This is a genomic window from Aminipila terrae, assembly GCF_010120715.1.
Taxonomy (GTDB): Bacteria; Bacillota; Clostridia; order Peptostreptococcales; family Anaerovoracaceae; genus Aminipila; species Aminipila terrae.
In genome coordinates, this window is record NZ_CP047591.1 from 2,004,547 (window position 1) to 2,020,149 (window position 15,603).

The following is a 15,603-nucleotide window of genomic DNA, read 5'->3' on the forward strand; positions in this document are numbered from 1 at the left end:
GGCGTAGTGAATTGAGGATTCCTAATATTGATAATAGAACCGAAAAGGACATTATTAAATATATTAAAAAAATTCAGCCTGCTTATACACCTGAGTGGCGCTTTGAGGAAAAGAATCCAGATGTGGGCTCTGCGCTGGCTATGATTTATACGGACATGTTTTATGGCACCATAAGAAAGTTCAATCATATACCCAGAAAAAACCGGCTTGCATTTTACAATGAAATTGATGCAGGGCTTTTGCCGGCAATACCTGCTTTTGGATACGTTACCTTTGGATTGTCAGGAGCTCCGGTTTCCGGTGAGGCGGTAAAGAAAGGGACACAGCTAATTGCTGATACGGAAGATGAAGAGGAAGGGACTACCATCTTTGAAACGGAGAACGATGTTTTTGTAACTGCAGCAAGGATACAGAACATTTTTTGTACCAGTGGGGTCAATGATTTCATAAGTTGTGTAGCAGATGAAACAGAGCTTAATCAGGCTAATAAACCAGATAAAGAAGAAGGATTTTATTTATTTGATATAAAAGCAGAAAATCTGCAGCAGCATGTAATATATTTCAGCCAGGCCCATGCACTTAATATAAAAAAGGGAGCATGGATAGAAATCCTTTTAAATCCTCACTATCAGCACCAGGTGCCTAAGGACCAGATGGAAGCACTGTTGGATGCCAGAAAAAGTAAATGGGAGTACTATACAGATAATGGATGGGAAAGCTTTGATGGTCAAAAAGTCCAGGGAGGCAGATTGTTATTTTTTAAGAGTGAGCGTCAGCCAGCTTTCGCGCCATGTGAAATAAATAAGATGCAAAGTTGCTTGATGAGATGCACAGTCAATGACATAAGTGATTTTGAGAATCTGAGTCTGGACAGGATTGAAATTTCATCAATGGGTGCAGGATTAGAACCGGATATGGTTCTCACTGACGATATAGAACAGAATATTCATGAATTTTTTCCTTTCGGTGAAAAAATGTCCCTTTACAGTGATGTATATATAGCTGCTGAAGATGCTTTATGTAAAAAAGGCGCGGATATAAGACTGACATTTAATCTAAACTTTATAAGAATTCCTGTAGATCTGGATATGGCAGCTTCAAATGTTAACTGGAAACTTATCATGAAGCGCAGCGAGTTTAAACCGGATAAAGATTATGATATCACCATAGAAGATGTTATATGGGAATACTATAACGGAAATGGATGGACCAGGTTATTTCCTTCTGATGAGTACAGAGACACCTTTACTACGGAATATGGAACATTAGGGCAGTTCCGAGTCATAGACTTTAAATGCCCCATGGACATGGAGAAAATACTCATCGGTTCTTTTGAATCTTACTATATAAGAGTGCGGGTCTTAAAAGTGAACAACTTATATAAGACCAAGGGAGAATACGTTGCACCAGTTATAGATGGAATGGCTTTTAGCTATGATTATAAGGAAAAGGGAAGGCTTCCGGAGTATATCTATACGGAAAATAATCTGGAAAGGAAAAGCTATGAAGAAAGGCAGCTTTCTGATGATTTGTTTTTTTTCAAACCCTTTTATACCATGGAACAAAAGAAGACCGCACTTTATTTAGGGTTTGATATGGCTCCATCAGGTGGGCCTGTAAAGATGCTTTTTGACCTTAAAGACACCATCACAGATAAACTTACCCGTATTTCATGGGAATATTATAGTGATAAAGAGTGGCGGACTTTAAATGTTACAGATGAGACAGAAAACTTTAAAAAAACTGGGATTGTTACTTTCATGGGCCCAGGGAATTTTAAGAGAAGTTTATTATGGAACAGGGAATTATACTGGATTCGGCTTATTGATAATGGAGAGCGGTATAACAACGTTAAACTACCGGTTCAGCTTCCCAGGCTGTTAAATATATATATGAATACTACTCAGATAAAAAATGTTCAGACAAATATTACGGAATATTTTTATGCAGAGCCTCAGGATGTGAGTTTCCAATGCCAGCTGTTGCACAATAAAATCCAGGAGGTGCAGGTCCAGGTATTTGAAGAGGGAAACTGGGTCAACTGGACTGAGGTTGAAGATTTCATAGACTTAAATGATGAGAGAAGACGGTATACCGTAGACCGGAATGAGGGAATAGTCAGATTTTCTGACAGGAAAGAAGAAGGACTGATTTCTTTTAATCAGGAAGAGACAATAAAAGTTACATACAGTACAGGGGGAGGAAGTATAGGTAATCTGCCAAAGGGAGCCGTAAACCGGACCGCATACTCCATTGGATTTATAAATGAAGTAGACAATCCTTCTGTAACTTTTGGGGGCTGTGATATAGAAGAAACAGAGGCTGCAGCTTACAGGAATGGTCAGGCATTAAAGCATGGATACAGGGCTGTGACAGCGGGGGATTTTGAAAGTATGGCCATGGAAGCAACACGAAATATTTACAGGGCAAAATGTTTCCCAGGGTATAACGAGCTGGGGTCAAAAACTCCTGGGGCATTAACACTGGCTTTACTTCAAAAAGATTTTATGAAGGGAAGAGCTTATTTTGGAGCTGTAGCAGAGCAGGTGAAAAACTACATCGAAAAAAGATGCAGTAGTAATATCATTGATTTAAACCATTTTTTTGTAGTGGAACCTCAATTCATGGAAATGTGCGTAAAAGTAGAACTATCCGTAAGAGAATATAATCAGGTATTTAAAGTAAAAGAGCAGATTGAAAACCGCTTAAATGAGTTTTTAAATCCACTAACAGGAAATTTTGACGGCAGGGGATGGAATATTGGAAGGCTTCCTAATCCTACACAGGTTTTAAACTGTCTGAAGGATATAGAAGATATTTCTTACCTGAAAAATGTTTTTGTATCTGCTTATACAGAAGGAAAATTCGGGAGAGTGGAGGCTGATCTGGATAAGGCAGCCAGTATAAGGTTTGCGTTACCCCTGGCAGGCACTCACGAAATCATAATTTCTGTAGACGAAGGAAGGTGAGCATATGCTTCCAAATATAGACTTGGATGATGAAAGATTTGCAGATATAACAGAAAAAGCAAAAAAATTAATAACAAAATATGCTCCTGAATGGACGGATTACAATGCACATGATCCTGGAATTACTTTTATAGAAATGTTTGCCTGGCTAAAAGAATTACAGCAGTACAGGATGGATCAGATAGGGATAGAAAGCCGTAAAAAATTTTTAAAGCTTTTAGGTATAAAAAGGATTATGAAGGAACCGGCAAAAGCTTATGTAAAGATTATATCATCTGATAAAAACATGCATCTTGGACGAGGCTTTAAAATTTGGGCAGATAATATACCCTTTGAGACAGAAGAAAAAGTATACATATCAAAATCACGCATCATTGAAGGTATTTTAAAGACAAGTGATAAAACAGTAAACTTTTCAGGGGAAAGAGCCTTAGAGGGTGAAAATCTCTGGTTTTATATTTTTGGAAGAAATCCGGAAATAAATAGTGAGTTCTATCTGTTGTTTGACAATCCTTTTGAAGTAAACGAAGAAATTCATATGTTTATAGATATTTTTAATGATTATGAAATACATAGAAATCCAATTGGTTTTGGACAGGAAATGGCTCAGGGGATTACAGACATCAAATGGCAGTACTATTCAAAAGGAGAATGGAAGGATTTACAGGTTCTGGCAGATGAGACTTTTGGTCTTATTCAAAGCGGAATGATTAAATTTAAGATTCTGGAAGAGATGTGTTCATTCCATATAAAAAATACAGGTTTTTATATAAGGGCCGTATTAAATGAAGGTGTATATGATGTTCCACCAGTCTTAACGGGAATATCTATAAATGTTGTGCCTGTAAAACAACAGGATACAGTAAGTGAATATGAAGATTTCCTCATAACAAGTGGAAACATCAATTTTCAGAGTGGTTCCTATCTGGAGAAAACAGGAAAAAGCAGATACTTTATTTTACAAGACGGTGTCTTTTCAGAGATAGAGCAGGAGTCGCTTAAACAAAGAACAGGTCAGATAAATGAAAAACAATCCCTTCTTATACGACGTGTAAATTTTCTTGAAGAGGAAGAATTACACCTGGAGCCAGGCATAGGAAATGGCTTCCCCTATCAGGAATTTAAAATACAGATTAATAATGTTATGCAAAAGGGTTTTGAAATTTTTGTAGAAGGTGAAAATGGTTTTACAGTCTGGCAGCGAGTTGAAGACTTTGACATATCAGGCCCTGAATCTAAACATTATAATCTGGATGAAGAACAGGGAATCATCCGTTTTGGTGATTGTGAAAAGGGCATGGCACCCGATGGCAGGATTATAATCATTGGATGCAGGACAACAATGGGACAGAATGGCTGTGTAAAGGAAAACCAGATTAAAGAGTGTAACCAGGTAAATACAGATTTTGAGATTATAGGAAGCAGCAGAGGCCTGGATGGTAGAAATACAGAAACCTTAGATGAATGTTTTAAAAGATTCCAGCATGAACGCTTTAAAGTTGAAAGGGCAGTTACATACGAGGATTATGAGCGAATAGTAAAAAGTACACCGGGTCTTATGGTAAATAATTGTAAAGCCATACCAGCAAGCAAAATGCCAAAACTGGATGGAAGCATTGAGGAAAATTGCATAAATATAGTGGTTCAGCCCTATTCTATGGATGGTTTTAAGAAACTTAGCAAAGCTTATATAAACAAAATTTATGAGCAGCTTGAAACAAGAAGATTAATTGGAACCAAAGTAAATGTGCTGTCCCCAGAATACATAGGAATTGTGATTTTTGCAGAAATAGCTGTTAAAGCATATTATCGAAATGCTGAGCAGGAAATAAAAGAAGCTGTAAACAATTTTTTCAGCAGGTCTTCCGAAAGTTTTGGAAGGCCCGTACAATACAGTACTATTTACGGAATTATAGATACACTGGAATGTGTTTCTGCAGTAAATTCTCTTGTGATAGATGCTCAGGGCAGAAGTATCAGAAGAAGTTCGAATGGCGATGTAATGATTCCAGAGAATGGAATGGTTTATATTAAAGAGGCAGAATATGTTTTAACTGTGTCAGAATAGAGGTGAGTAATCTTTGAAAAACTCAACGAAGTATTTTGTATTTAATAAAGAAGCGGATTACAGGAAGGGAATTTTACAAAATATTTCTGTAGATGGAGCTGCTATAAAAATTGAAGATTTGGATTCTGGAAAACCATCTGTTTTTTATAGCAGAGTTTTAGACAGTCTGGAAAGGGGAACTTTGTGGCATAGAATACTGATAAGGTCTAAAAGCCTTGGAGATGCCTCAATAAAGTTTACATTTTATGCTTCCGACAGCAGAACTGTTGCGATAGATCATGTGAACTTGGATATTGAAGAATTACTGAATCAGGAGGAAGTGTCTCAGGAAGAAAAGGAGCGGATATTGCAACCCTTGGAAACCGGATGGGTTTTTAATCCGGAGGACATGCTTCTAAGAGGCGCAAAGGGAAGGTTTTTCTGGTTTAAATTAGAGTTGTTTGGAATGGGTGATGAATCTCCAGAAATCCATCATATAAAAATTTACCTTCAAAAAGAAAACTGGATATCTTATCTGCCTGAAATATATCAGGAGGATAAAAAAAGCAAAAACTTTTTAGAAAGATACCTGAGCATTTTTCAGTCTATATATGAAGAGATGGAAGAAAAAATCAACAATATAGCAGAATCTTTTGAGCCTGACCTGGTATCGGGGGAACTGCTTGAGTGGCTTGCAGAATGGCTGGCTATAGATGACATTTATGTATGGAATGAAACACAACTGAGATTTCTGGTTAAAAACAGTATAAGGTTTTATAAATACAGGGGAACCAGGCAGTGCATTTCTGATATGGTAGAACTTTATATTGGGCAGAAGCCTTATATTATTGAAAACTATCAGCTGGAAAGTTATTTAGAAAATGACAGTTCCGCAAATTTACTCCATGGATTATATGGGGATACCAATTACCAGTTCACAGTAATAGTTCCTGAAAACTGTGTGCCAACCACGAAGGAATATAAAACCATATTAAAGATTATAAGCAGTGCAAAGCCAGCCCATGTAGAAGCAAATTTAGTGGTTTTAAAGCCATATATTTTCTTAGATAAATATTCTTATCTTGGCATGAATAGTGTGCTGGGCCAGTACAGGCCGGCAAACCTGGATGGTTTTACAGCATTACCTTTTAGCAGTATTGCAGAAAAAAATATATTACAGGATAACAGCCTTACATGGAATGTAGAAAAGGAGAGTGAAACGTGAAAAATCTTAAATATTTTCCATTTGAAAGAAACAGGTACTTTTATGGGAAACTGCTCACAGTTGATGATTTTGAAACAGAACAGAAATACGTAAATGATAAACGAAGAATGATTAATCGGTTCCTGTTTGGAAGCGGTGTGGTATGTGGAATGAATGTAGTAAGAGTAGATGATACTACAATTTCTGTTGAAATGGGTCTGGCACTTGACTTCTCTGGTCGTGAGATTGTTATCGATACCCCGGTTATTAAGAAGCTTTCCATGGTAGATGGATTTGACGCCTGCATGGAAGAGAGTGAAAATACGGGCTATGTTTATCTTTGCGCAGAGTACGCAGAAAATGCAAAGGAGCCAGTGCATAGCCTGACCAGCACTAATGCAAGAACCACAGAGGATGTGGAACATAATAAATATGCCGAAGGCTGCAGAATCTTTCTGACCTCTATGGAACCTGAAAACGAAGGATTTACAACAGAACACTTCTATCTGGATAAGAAAACCTTATACTGGGGAAATGGCTTTAGAATTAAGCAGATCATACCCAGGTACATAAAAACATCCGGAGATGCGGAAGTGAAGATTATTGTGGAGAATATGGGGCAGCAGCAACCTTTTTCCTTTAGTTATGAACTAAATCTAAGTTGTTTGCAGTTTCAGGGAAAAAATCAAATGACTGTTTCTTTTGATGAAAAAAATTTTGAAAAAGCAGGACGATATGAATTTTCATACCCTTTAAAGGCTATGGCAGTAAAAGATGCAAAAGGGAGCGTTTCCGTCCTTCAGGATTCTTTTAAAGTAAGGATAGGGGATAAGGAAGTAAAAGCGGAAGCAGTATGCAGAAACAGCTGTAGTATAATGCCACAGAATGCAAAAAAGCAGATTATGGATAACTATTATCGCACGGCAATGGATGAAATAGTAAAAAACACATATCAGCAGAGCATTTATCTGGCTAAAATAGGGGTCATTAAAGCAGGTAGCGCCTACGTAATTGAGAATATTGAAACAATGCCTTTTAAACAATATGTGTATAACAACAGCTTAGCTGCAGCTATTAATGAAATCCAGTTAGGCGAACTGGACAGGATGGCCGAATCAAGCATGGACGGCAGTACAGATAATACTGGGTTTAGTGTTCACAAATCGTCTTTGGGAAATGTGTCCGTTGCAACAGGTACTGTTACTCTGGATTTAGGGATAGGTGGAAGTGTAAATCAGAAATTCTTTTCGGAAGAAATAACTCATGGTCTGGGACTTGGAAATGTGTTTATCACTTTAGGGCAGGCTTATTCTGTCAGTGATGACAGTGAAAGGGTGTTTGGAAGTGCGGAAGTATTTATCAATGAAAAAGAATCTCCGTTAGCAAATGTGCAGCTGGCAGCCAGACTCAATGCGGCAAAAGGTACTTTCGTAATCGGAGCATTAATGAAAGCTCCTACCAATGCAAAGAAGATAAGGGTAGACTGGATGGCGGCAAGAGACATAAAGGAAAGTATACATGACGTATCAGTGAAGAAAATATTAATAAAACCCGATATGGCAGATATGGAAATCCGTGAAACCTGCTATTTCCAGGCTGTATTTTCTAACATCTCAGATAAAAGAATTAAATGGTCTGTTAAAGAACAAGAAGGTGGAAGCATTGATGCAAATGGAATGTATACTGCTCCAAATGTACCTGGGGTATATGAGATTATTGCTTCCAGTATGGCATATCCGGATATCAAAGCATCCACTTACGTTGTGGTAAGAGAAGTAAAAGAAATGGGAAGCAAAATCTGACAGCAGACGTGGGAAATGAGGTGAAACCAGTGATAATACAAAGTCTTGAACGTGGGTTCGCTGTTATTAAAATAGTTGAATCCCAAAGAGATATGGACATCTTAATATGTAAGGATTTGCTGGAAGACCAGGAAAGCAGATATATGCTTATAAGTATAAAAAATCCGGATCTGATATATAAAAGTATGCCCTTTTTTACAGAGCAGACAGAAAACAATTCTTTTAGTGATTTAGTTGAATGCTTTTCTCAAAACGGAAATTTTTACATAGTCTTTAAATATAAAGAAAAAGAACGATTATATGAAAAAATTGAGACAGAAGTTTATTCTCTGAGGGAAAAGCTTGAAATAATCAGAAACATGTTTTCTGAAATTACTCTGCAGGATATGCCTGCAGCTATTCAGTATGAGGGGTTACAAAGAAGAAATTTACTGCTGGACGATTCGTTAAGCGTATTTTTTAATTATGATTTAAGGGAAATAAAAGCGTACAGCATTATGCCGGAAAGCAGGATGCAGACAGAAGCAGCAGCAGTATTGAGAACTGTATTTGATGTAGAAATTGAGGCAAAATCCGTAAAAGTTCTGGAAGACTTTATAACTACTCTTGAAATAGGTGGATATAAAAAATATATAGATATTTACCAGGAATACGACAAGGTTTATCAGGAGATATTGCACAATCTGGAGGAAGATAAAGTACAGCCTCAGGGCTTTCTCTTTAGACTCTGGGAAAAGATGAAGCTGTTCTGGCGAAAGGCTAAACCAGCTTTTCTCATATTGGTTGTAGGTATCGTCTTTATTTATATGTTTTATAATGCTTTAAAGCCTCAGCCTCTGCCGGCATCTGCAAAAGACATTAAGCAAATTGGAACCGTAATGATTGAAGAGGAGAAGTAACCATGGGTTTTTGGAATTTTGACATAATTAAAACCTTAAAATTCGGCGCTAAAAGCTTAACCCGTATATTTACTGCGCCTTTTTTAATGAAAACAAGGAACATATCCAAAGTTGCGAATCCTAACAGCATTGTAACGCAGGTTATGACAGATGTAAGGAAAGGCCTGTCAGATTTTAGAAAAGTGAAGCCTGAATCCATTAAGGATTACGTTGCAACTCCAAGATATTATGTGGCCAAGAAGCTGGTTGTAATTATACTTATTCTGGTATTGTTATTACCCCTTGTATACATACAATTTCTTCATCCTATAGTGAAATCAAAATTTCTTACAAATACCATGTACATTAATTCTCAGGAAATGTACGGATATACAGGCAAAGTAAAGCTCTTAAGTAAAACAAACGGGGGGTTTTATTCAAAGGCAGGATGGAAAATGGAAGAATTACAGGACCGGGTGAATTATATGATTATAAAGAAAAACTTGTGTATAAGGGAGATTTCCTTATGGAAATGTATGAGGGGAATGGAGAAACTTTTTTTGCAAATGGAAAGACACAGTATAAAGGACAGTTTTCAAAGAATCTCTATAATGGTACAGGAAGTTTGTACTATTCAAATGGACAGTTAAAGTTTACAGGGAGTTTTGTAAATGGAAATCCCAGTGGATATGGCACTATTTACAGTGCAAAAGGGAAAACGGTATATTCTGGTGATTTAAAAGACGGAAAGTTTGATGGAACGGGAACAGTTTATCAAAATGGCCAGGTATTATACCAGGGAGAACTGTCAGCAGGTATGATGAAGGGTAACGGAAAAATATATTCCGGAAAAAAGGTCATTTATGATGGGGAATTTAATAATAACAAGCTAGAAGGAAAAGGAAAAAGTTACGACCCGGTTAAAGGCAAACTGATTTATGACGGGGAATTTAAAGATGGCAGGTATTCGGGAAAAGGAAAGCTGTTTGATATAAAGACAGGCAAATTAGTCTATGAGGGAGATTTTTATAATGGATACTATGATGGGGAAGGTAAGTTATATGATCCTAAAACAGAATTTCCTGTTTATGAAGGAAATTTCAGAACCGGAAGATATGACGGACAGGGAAAAGAATATGGAAAGAATAACGGTTCTTTGATATATGAGGGAGAGTTCCTGCTGGGTAATTACAATGGGAAAGGTGTAATGTACGATGAAAGCACAGGGATGACTCTTTTGGAAGGAGTGTTCAGAAATGGTGCACTAGCGTACAGTGAAAGCAAGGACAGCCAGCCAGCAGATAATCCGGAAGTAGTGCCGGATAATACGAATTCAGGAAAAACTCAGGATAACTCTGCTCTGGATACAACCAATAAAGACAGTAAAGACACCAATGGGGGAGCAGATGCCGCTTCTGGTTCAAAGGATACAGCAGGTAAAGACGGTGCTGGGAGCAAAGCCATTTACAAGGGACCTCTGACTGAAAACAAAGAGATAGATTATTCCGCTTTGGCAGCAATGACCGTAGAGGATGCAGGCAAGGTATTAGATACTACTCCTGAGGAGTGGACAGTGGATGAAGGCAGCGCCAAGGTGTATGAGGACACCACTGAAAATATAGGCATGACTATTCAGAGTGACAGTCACGGAAAAATGATAGGGATAGATATTTGGAACAACTCAAAAGTGAAGGGTGTGGCACCGGGTATGACGAAGGACCAGATTACAGCTGTTCTTGGAAAACCGGCTTCAGAAACGGCAGAGGCAATGGGAGAAAACCGTATGGTATCAGTCAGTCAATCTAACCGATTCGCAGGAAGACTGACAAATCTTTCAGCTGAATCAAAGATTACCGTAGTGAAATATAAAACGGAAAAGGGATATATAAATGCGATTTTTGCCAAGGGTGACGACAAAGCTTTAATTATAGAAGTCAGATAGAAAACCGGATAAAACACAAGTTAAATTGAGAAGGAGCAAAAACATGGGAAAGCATACAGGGATACTAGATGTCAGCAATACTATAATGGAAACCCTTAGAATCAATCTTTCACCAGAGATCATTCAGAGCACTGATACCATAGGACTTTGCAGTCCTGACGAAAGAGGAGATTTTGTACTTGGGATTCATTTGTATGACATAAGGGAATCGGAAGAATATCGAAATAACGATATGATAAATGTGTCCTTTAATAAGCAGAAGTACCCTTCTACCTTTTTAACCCTTTCTTATATGATAACTGCCTATTCAAAGGCAGATGTGAAGTTTAAAGAAGGGGAAGATCAGAGAATTCTGGGCAAGGTGGTGCAGACTTTGGCTGACAATCCAGTGGTAAAGGCTGAGAGTCTGGGAGGAAGTGAAACTGATGGAAATATGGATACGAGGATTAAAATGATTTCCTTATCACCGGAAGAAAAGCAGAAATTATGGAATATTCCTAACGTGCCCTACAGAACCACATTGTTTTATAAGGTTTCACCCGTTGAAATTGAATCGGCTAAAACTCGAAGTGTTCAGAGAGTTCTGGAAGCAGACTTTAAAACAGTTGAAAAAAATCAGAATATGCCGGCTGAGTGAAAGATTGCATAAGCATCAGGGGGACTAAGTGATGGAGAATATTACGAGATTTTGTGTAAAAATGAAAGTAGAGTTTGCGGTGATGGTATTTGATGATTTCACAGGCAGACAACTGAAAGGAAGCCAGGCGAAAATTACAGTGCCTGGAGTGGAGAACTTCAGGCTTGTGGTTAAGCCTGACGGGTATTTCGTCATGCTTTCAGGTCCTGAAAAAATAGAAAAAATAATGGTATCTGCTTACGGATTTGAAACTGAAAGGGTGGACATCGATCACAAAAAAATCTGTCCAGATAACCCCATCGTAAGAGTCAGGATGAGACCAGACCGGTGTTACCCTCTTAGAGCTGAGCATGAGTGGTTAGAAGGGTGCACTATCCCGGGAACTGTGGTACAGGTAGCATGTAGAACCCGTGAGCATCAGTTGAAACTTCTTATGGATTATAAAAAAGGCGGGAAAGAACTATGCATTTTTCCTCCAGGTAATGAAAACTATGAAGGAAAAACTTTTGCTATTTACACAAAAGACAAGTTGAAGGAAATTGTTACGCTGCAGGAAAGAGTCAGTGAAAAAGACAGCATTTACAAGTTATATGAGCCCTTGAATGGGGATTATAAAAAACTTGAAACGGTTTTATGTCCTATATGCAAGGCTGTAGCAGATAAAGAAGGAAAGTATTTTATGCCTGTTAAAGGTACAAAAGAGGAAATAGATATTTTAAATATTGTAAATGCAGACAATAAAACTGAAATAAACAAGAGAGCTGAAGAAAAGGACGGATAAAAATATGGGAATGTGTGTATGCGGTAACGCGATAATTATGTGTAGCTTTGGAGCGGCACCAACTCCACTGATGGTTCTTCCTGTTAAAAAGGCTATAACCAGCCAGCCTATAGCTACTATTCTGGACAATAAACCTATGGTGAATATTCAACCCTTTGGAATGTGCTCCTGTATGGGCAATCCCCAGGTTGCAGCCGCTACTGCAGCAGCATTGGGGGTACTTACGCCTATGCCCTGCATTCCTAATATTGCAGCACCATGGGCTCCCGGCTCACCTACTGTCTTAGTGGGTAATACACCTGCATTAAATAATTCTTCAAAGCTTATGTGCATGTGGGGTGGGGTAATCCAGATATCCGCACCGGGGCAGTTTACGATACAGTTGCCATAAAAGTCAGGAGGTAGTCTAATGAATGAAAAAGGGACCATAAGAATATTTACTGTATTAATTATGATAACTGTTTTAATTGTGAGTGGTATACTTGCTTCTTTCCATTCTGGCGATAAGTTCATTTTCATAGCAGACTCATGTGCTTATGAAAAGGGCGTATATGTGGTGAATGATGACGGAGAAAATATAAACATAATTAATATGAATTTAGATGGGAGAATCCTGGACAAAATACATGAAAAGAAAATAAAAGGCTCCCATATATCTACTTATAAATACTTAAATATAGACGATAATAAGGTTTATGTTTACAAAATGGATAAGGATATAGTCAGCAACCGAGTAGAGACAGAAGGTGTTTACCTTTGTAATTTTGCAAAGAATAAACTGGAAAAGGAATGGGAGCTTCCTTTAGGGGATTCGTCGGCTCAAAGCAATTTCAATATAGCTGTAAGAGGGGGGACTCTTACCTATTTTACAGTTGGATATGATAATAAACAGTTTACAGCCCAGGCGGTGTTACATAAATTCTTAAAAAATGCAAAGGAACCTGAAAAAGCTGCAGTGGTGAATTATGATCTTGCAATAGGATTCACGGACTTTTTTTATGGGGATAATGGCTCTATAGTGTTTACCACTCCAAAAGGTGAAATTTATAAGGCAGTAAATCCCAATATGGTCAGGGGAAATATAGATGAGAATATAGATAAAAGTGTAAACAAAAATAAAAAAACAGACATAAATGTGGAGGCCATAGCTGATAAGCAGATGCAGGAACCAAAGCGTAAGTCCGTGAAAAAAGAGATTCCGGTGTATACTGCAGTAAAACTCTATCCGGCTGAAGGCTCTGATGGGGCTAATTCATTGGTGAACTTTACTTCTGATGGGAAACATACTCTGTATTTTATGGATTTAAAGGCACAGGGAATAGCTGCTTTAAATTTAAGCGATGATTCAAACAGGATAGTAATTGATGGGTGGAATAAGATAAATGCAGACAGAGGAATAAAAGAAAGTGATTTAATTAATGTGAGATTTACTGATAATTCTCATTTTACTGCAACAGTAAATCTTGATAAGAATAAAGGAATATTAGGTGTTTATAACAATAAGGGCATGAAGGTTTTTGAAAAGGCTATGCCGGGTATAGGGGGAATATTTAAGTCAGCGGCTTTTTATTTTATATGCATCATGGGTACAATGCTGCTGGTTGGTGCATTCATCAGGATAGTCTTTATGCTGGCAGGGGGAAAGTTCCCTATAGTGGCCAAGGTCATAGGGTTATGTATACCTGCTTTAATTGCAGGGATTCTTTTACTTCAAGGTGTGATGAATACCATTTATATTGGGCAGATAACAGATAATCAATATAAAGAACTTTATCTTATTTCAAGGCAGCAGATTGAAAGTATAAGCAGTGAACTTCTGAGTGAGATTGACCTGAAAAATCCTTATGAGCAGGTCTATTACTATGAACTGAGGCGAATCCTTACAGCACTGCCTTCAAAGAGCACTGTTTATGAAGCGGCACAGGATAAAAAGGGAAAGCGAGTTTATGATTTTGGTTACCACTGGCTGTATAAGCTGGATCAGGGTAAACTTGTTTCAGTATTTACGGATCAGAATTATATAGGCCTGCCTATTGAATATTACTATGACAGAAATACTTCACAAATGTTTTACGATGCAGCAAAAACAGGAAAAACCTACAGGGGAAGTTTTAGAGATGCAGGGGGAGAATGGATTTGTCTTGCCATTCCAGTTTTCGACGATAAGGGCCATGTTACGGGTGTTATGGAAACGGGAACCACTAAGAATTCCCTGGAGTATGCTGTAAAAGAAAATACAAAAGAGATTAACCTTATAAATTTTATTTTCCTGATTGTGCTCATAGGACTTTTGGTGCTACTGCTTTTGATTTCGCTTGCACCGCTGAAAGCTTTAAAAGAAAGTATTAAGGCTATAATACATGGAAATCTGGGTATACAGGCCAGAGTCAAGGGAAACGATGAGATTGCAGAAATTACACAGGTATTTAACCAGATGTCTTCAAGTATAGATTATCATGTAAAAGAACTATCCGCTTTAAATGAAGGGTATTTTAAATTCGTTCCCGCTAAAATATTTAAAATACTCAGGAAGGGCAGCGTTATAGATGTAAAACTTGGGGATCAAATGAATTCTGATATAACCATATTATCTTTTAATGTGGTGGACTTTGATAAGATGATAAGCTCCATGAATTCCCAACAGATGTTTATCTTTATAAATGAGATTTACTCCAGGCTGGTACCAGTGGTTTCATCTAAAGACGGGGCAGTGGATAAATTTGAAGAAGCTGGGTTAGTAGCATTTTATACGAATAACAGTGAACAGGCTTTAGACACTGCAGTATCCGTATGTCAGGATATGGAAATTTTAAATGGAAAAAGATTGGCAAGCGGATTGACTCAGATAGAACTAACCAGCGGTATCAGTTTTGGACCTGCTATGGTGGGTATTGTGGGGCACGGTAAGCGGCTGGCGGCAACAACTGTTTCGGAACATACCAATTTAAGTGGATTTTTAAGAAAGATTGCACCAAAATATTGCAGCAGGATTTTAACAACTGCTACAACTGTAAATGAAATACAGGAATTTGATAAAAAGTTCAATTTCAGAGTCATAGGCTTTCTGCATATCACTGCAAACAACAGTGTTGAGAAAATAATTGATGTATTCGATGGAGACAGGGAAGACATAAGGTTATTAAAACGACAGACAAAAGTTTTGTTTGAACGAGGAGTAGAACTTTATTGTCAGAAGGACTTCTATGAAGCAAGACTTGTATTTATTGATATCTTAAAGCAGTTCAGACAGGACACAGCAGCAAAAGAATATTTATATCGGTGCGATTGCTATTATCAGAGAGAAAACAGTTCAGATGTTGAAAACTATATTGAGGAATATTGA

11 protein-coding genes are annotated in these 15,603 nt (G+C 37.7%); all 11 read left to right on the top strand.

Annotated features, from left to right (window positions below; genetic code table 11):
• The first annotated feature begins 11 nt into the window (after nt 1-11).
• Genes Ami3637_RS09475 through Ami3637_RS09520 form a run of 11 tightly spaced genes read left to right on the top strand, consistent with a single transcriptional unit; the run spans nt 12 to nt 15,603 of the window.
• The gene (locus Ami3637_RS09475) at nt 12-2,969 is read left to right on the top strand and encodes a baseplate J/gp47 family protein (protein WP_162362360.1); all 2,958 of its coding nucleotides are present in this window, start codon (nt 12-14) and stop codon (nt 2,967-2,969) included.
• A gap of 4 nt (nt 2,970-2,973) precedes the next feature.
• The gene (locus tag Ami3637_RS09480) at nt 2,974-5,037 is read left to right on the top strand and encodes a baseplate J/gp47 family protein (RefSeq protein ID WP_162362361.1); all 2,064 of its coding nucleotides are present in this window, start codon (nt 2,974-2,976) and stop codon (nt 5,035-5,037) included.
• Between the two features lie 13 nt (nt 5,038-5,050).
• Nucleotides 5,051-6,241, top strand: a complete 1,191-nt coding sequence (locus Ami3637_RS09485; protein ID WP_162362362.1) for a phage tail protein — start codon at nt 5,051-5,053, stop codon at nt 6,239-6,241.
• A complete protein-coding gene (locus tag Ami3637_RS09490; RefSeq protein WP_162362363.1) occupies nt 6,238-8,022 on the top strand; it encodes a hypothetical protein in 1,785 nt (594 codons plus the stop codon). Before Ami3637_RS09485 ends, Ami3637_RS09490 begins: the two co-directional genes overlap by 4 nt.
• A 29-nt stretch (nt 8,023-8,051) precedes the next feature.
• A complete protein-coding gene (locus Ami3637_RS09495) occupies nt 8,052-8,921 on the top strand; it encodes a hypothetical protein (protein ID WP_162362364.1) in 870 nt (289 codons plus the stop codon).
• Nucleotides 8,922-8,923: 2 nt separating this feature from the next.
• Nucleotides 8,924-9,550, top strand: coding sequence for a hypothetical protein (locus Ami3637_RS17475; RefSeq protein WP_243157978.1), 627 nt, complete (start codon nt 8,924-8,926; stop codon nt 9,548-9,550).
• Nucleotides 9,433-10,842: an MORN repeat-containing protein gene (locus Ami3637_RS09500; RefSeq protein ID WP_243158170.1), complete on the top strand. Its 1,410-nt coding sequence runs from the start codon at nt 9,433-9,435 to the stop codon at nt 10,840-10,842. Before Ami3637_RS17475 ends, Ami3637_RS09500 begins: the two co-directional genes overlap by 118 nt.
• Before the next feature lie 43 nt (nt 10,843-10,885).
• Entirely contained in the window at nt 10,886-11,479 is a 594-nt protein-coding gene (locus Ami3637_RS09505; protein WP_162362366.1) for a DUF4255 domain-containing protein, read from the top strand.
• Between the two features lie 31 nt (nt 11,480-11,510).
• Nucleotides 11,511-12,260, top strand: coding sequence for a hypothetical protein (locus Ami3637_RS09510; RefSeq protein ID WP_162362367.1), 750 nt, complete (start codon nt 11,511-11,513; stop codon nt 12,258-12,260).
• A 4-nt stretch (nt 12,261-12,264) separates the two neighbouring features.
• On the top strand, nt 12,265-12,651 hold the full coding sequence (locus Ami3637_RS09515) for a DUF4280 domain-containing protein (protein WP_162362368.1): 387 nt from the start codon (nt 12,265-12,267) through the stop codon (nt 12,649-12,651).
• Nucleotides 12,652-12,669: 18 nt separating this feature from the next.
• Nucleotides 12,670-15,603 carry a HAMP domain-containing protein gene (locus Ami3637_RS09520; protein WP_162362369.1) on the top strand — a complete coding sequence of 978 codons (2,934 nt, stop codon included), beginning with the start codon at nt 12,670-12,672 and terminating at the stop codon, nt 15,601-15,603.

Excerpts from the sequence above, each read along its gene's own strand:
- Ami3637_RS09520 (WP_162362369.1), top strand. The coding sequence starts at position 12,670 with ATGAATGAAAAAGGGACCATAAGAATATTTACTGTATTAATTATGATA.
- Ami3637_RS09480 (WP_162362361.1), top strand. The coding sequence starts at position 2,974 with ATGCTTCCAAATATAGACTTGGATGATGAAAGATTTGCAGATATAACA.
- Ami3637_RS09505 (WP_162362366.1), top strand. The coding sequence starts at position 10,886 with ATGGGAAAGCATACAGGGATACTAGATGTCAGCAATACTATAATGGAA.
- Ami3637_RS09500 (WP_243158170.1), top strand. The coding sequence starts at position 9,433 with ATGTATGAGGGGAATGGAGAAACTTTTTTTGCAAATGGAAAGACACAG.
- Ami3637_RS09510 (WP_162362367.1), top strand. The coding sequence starts at position 11,511 with ATGGAGAATATTACGAGATTTTGTGTAAAAATGAAAGTAGAGTTTGCG.
- Ami3637_RS09515 (WP_162362368.1), top strand. The coding sequence starts at position 12,265 with ATGGGAATGTGTGTATGCGGTAACGCGATAATTATGTGTAGCTTTGGA.
- Ami3637_RS17475 (WP_243157978.1), top strand. The coding sequence starts at position 8,924 with ATGGGTTTTTGGAATTTTGACATAATTAAAACCTTAAAATTCGGCGCT.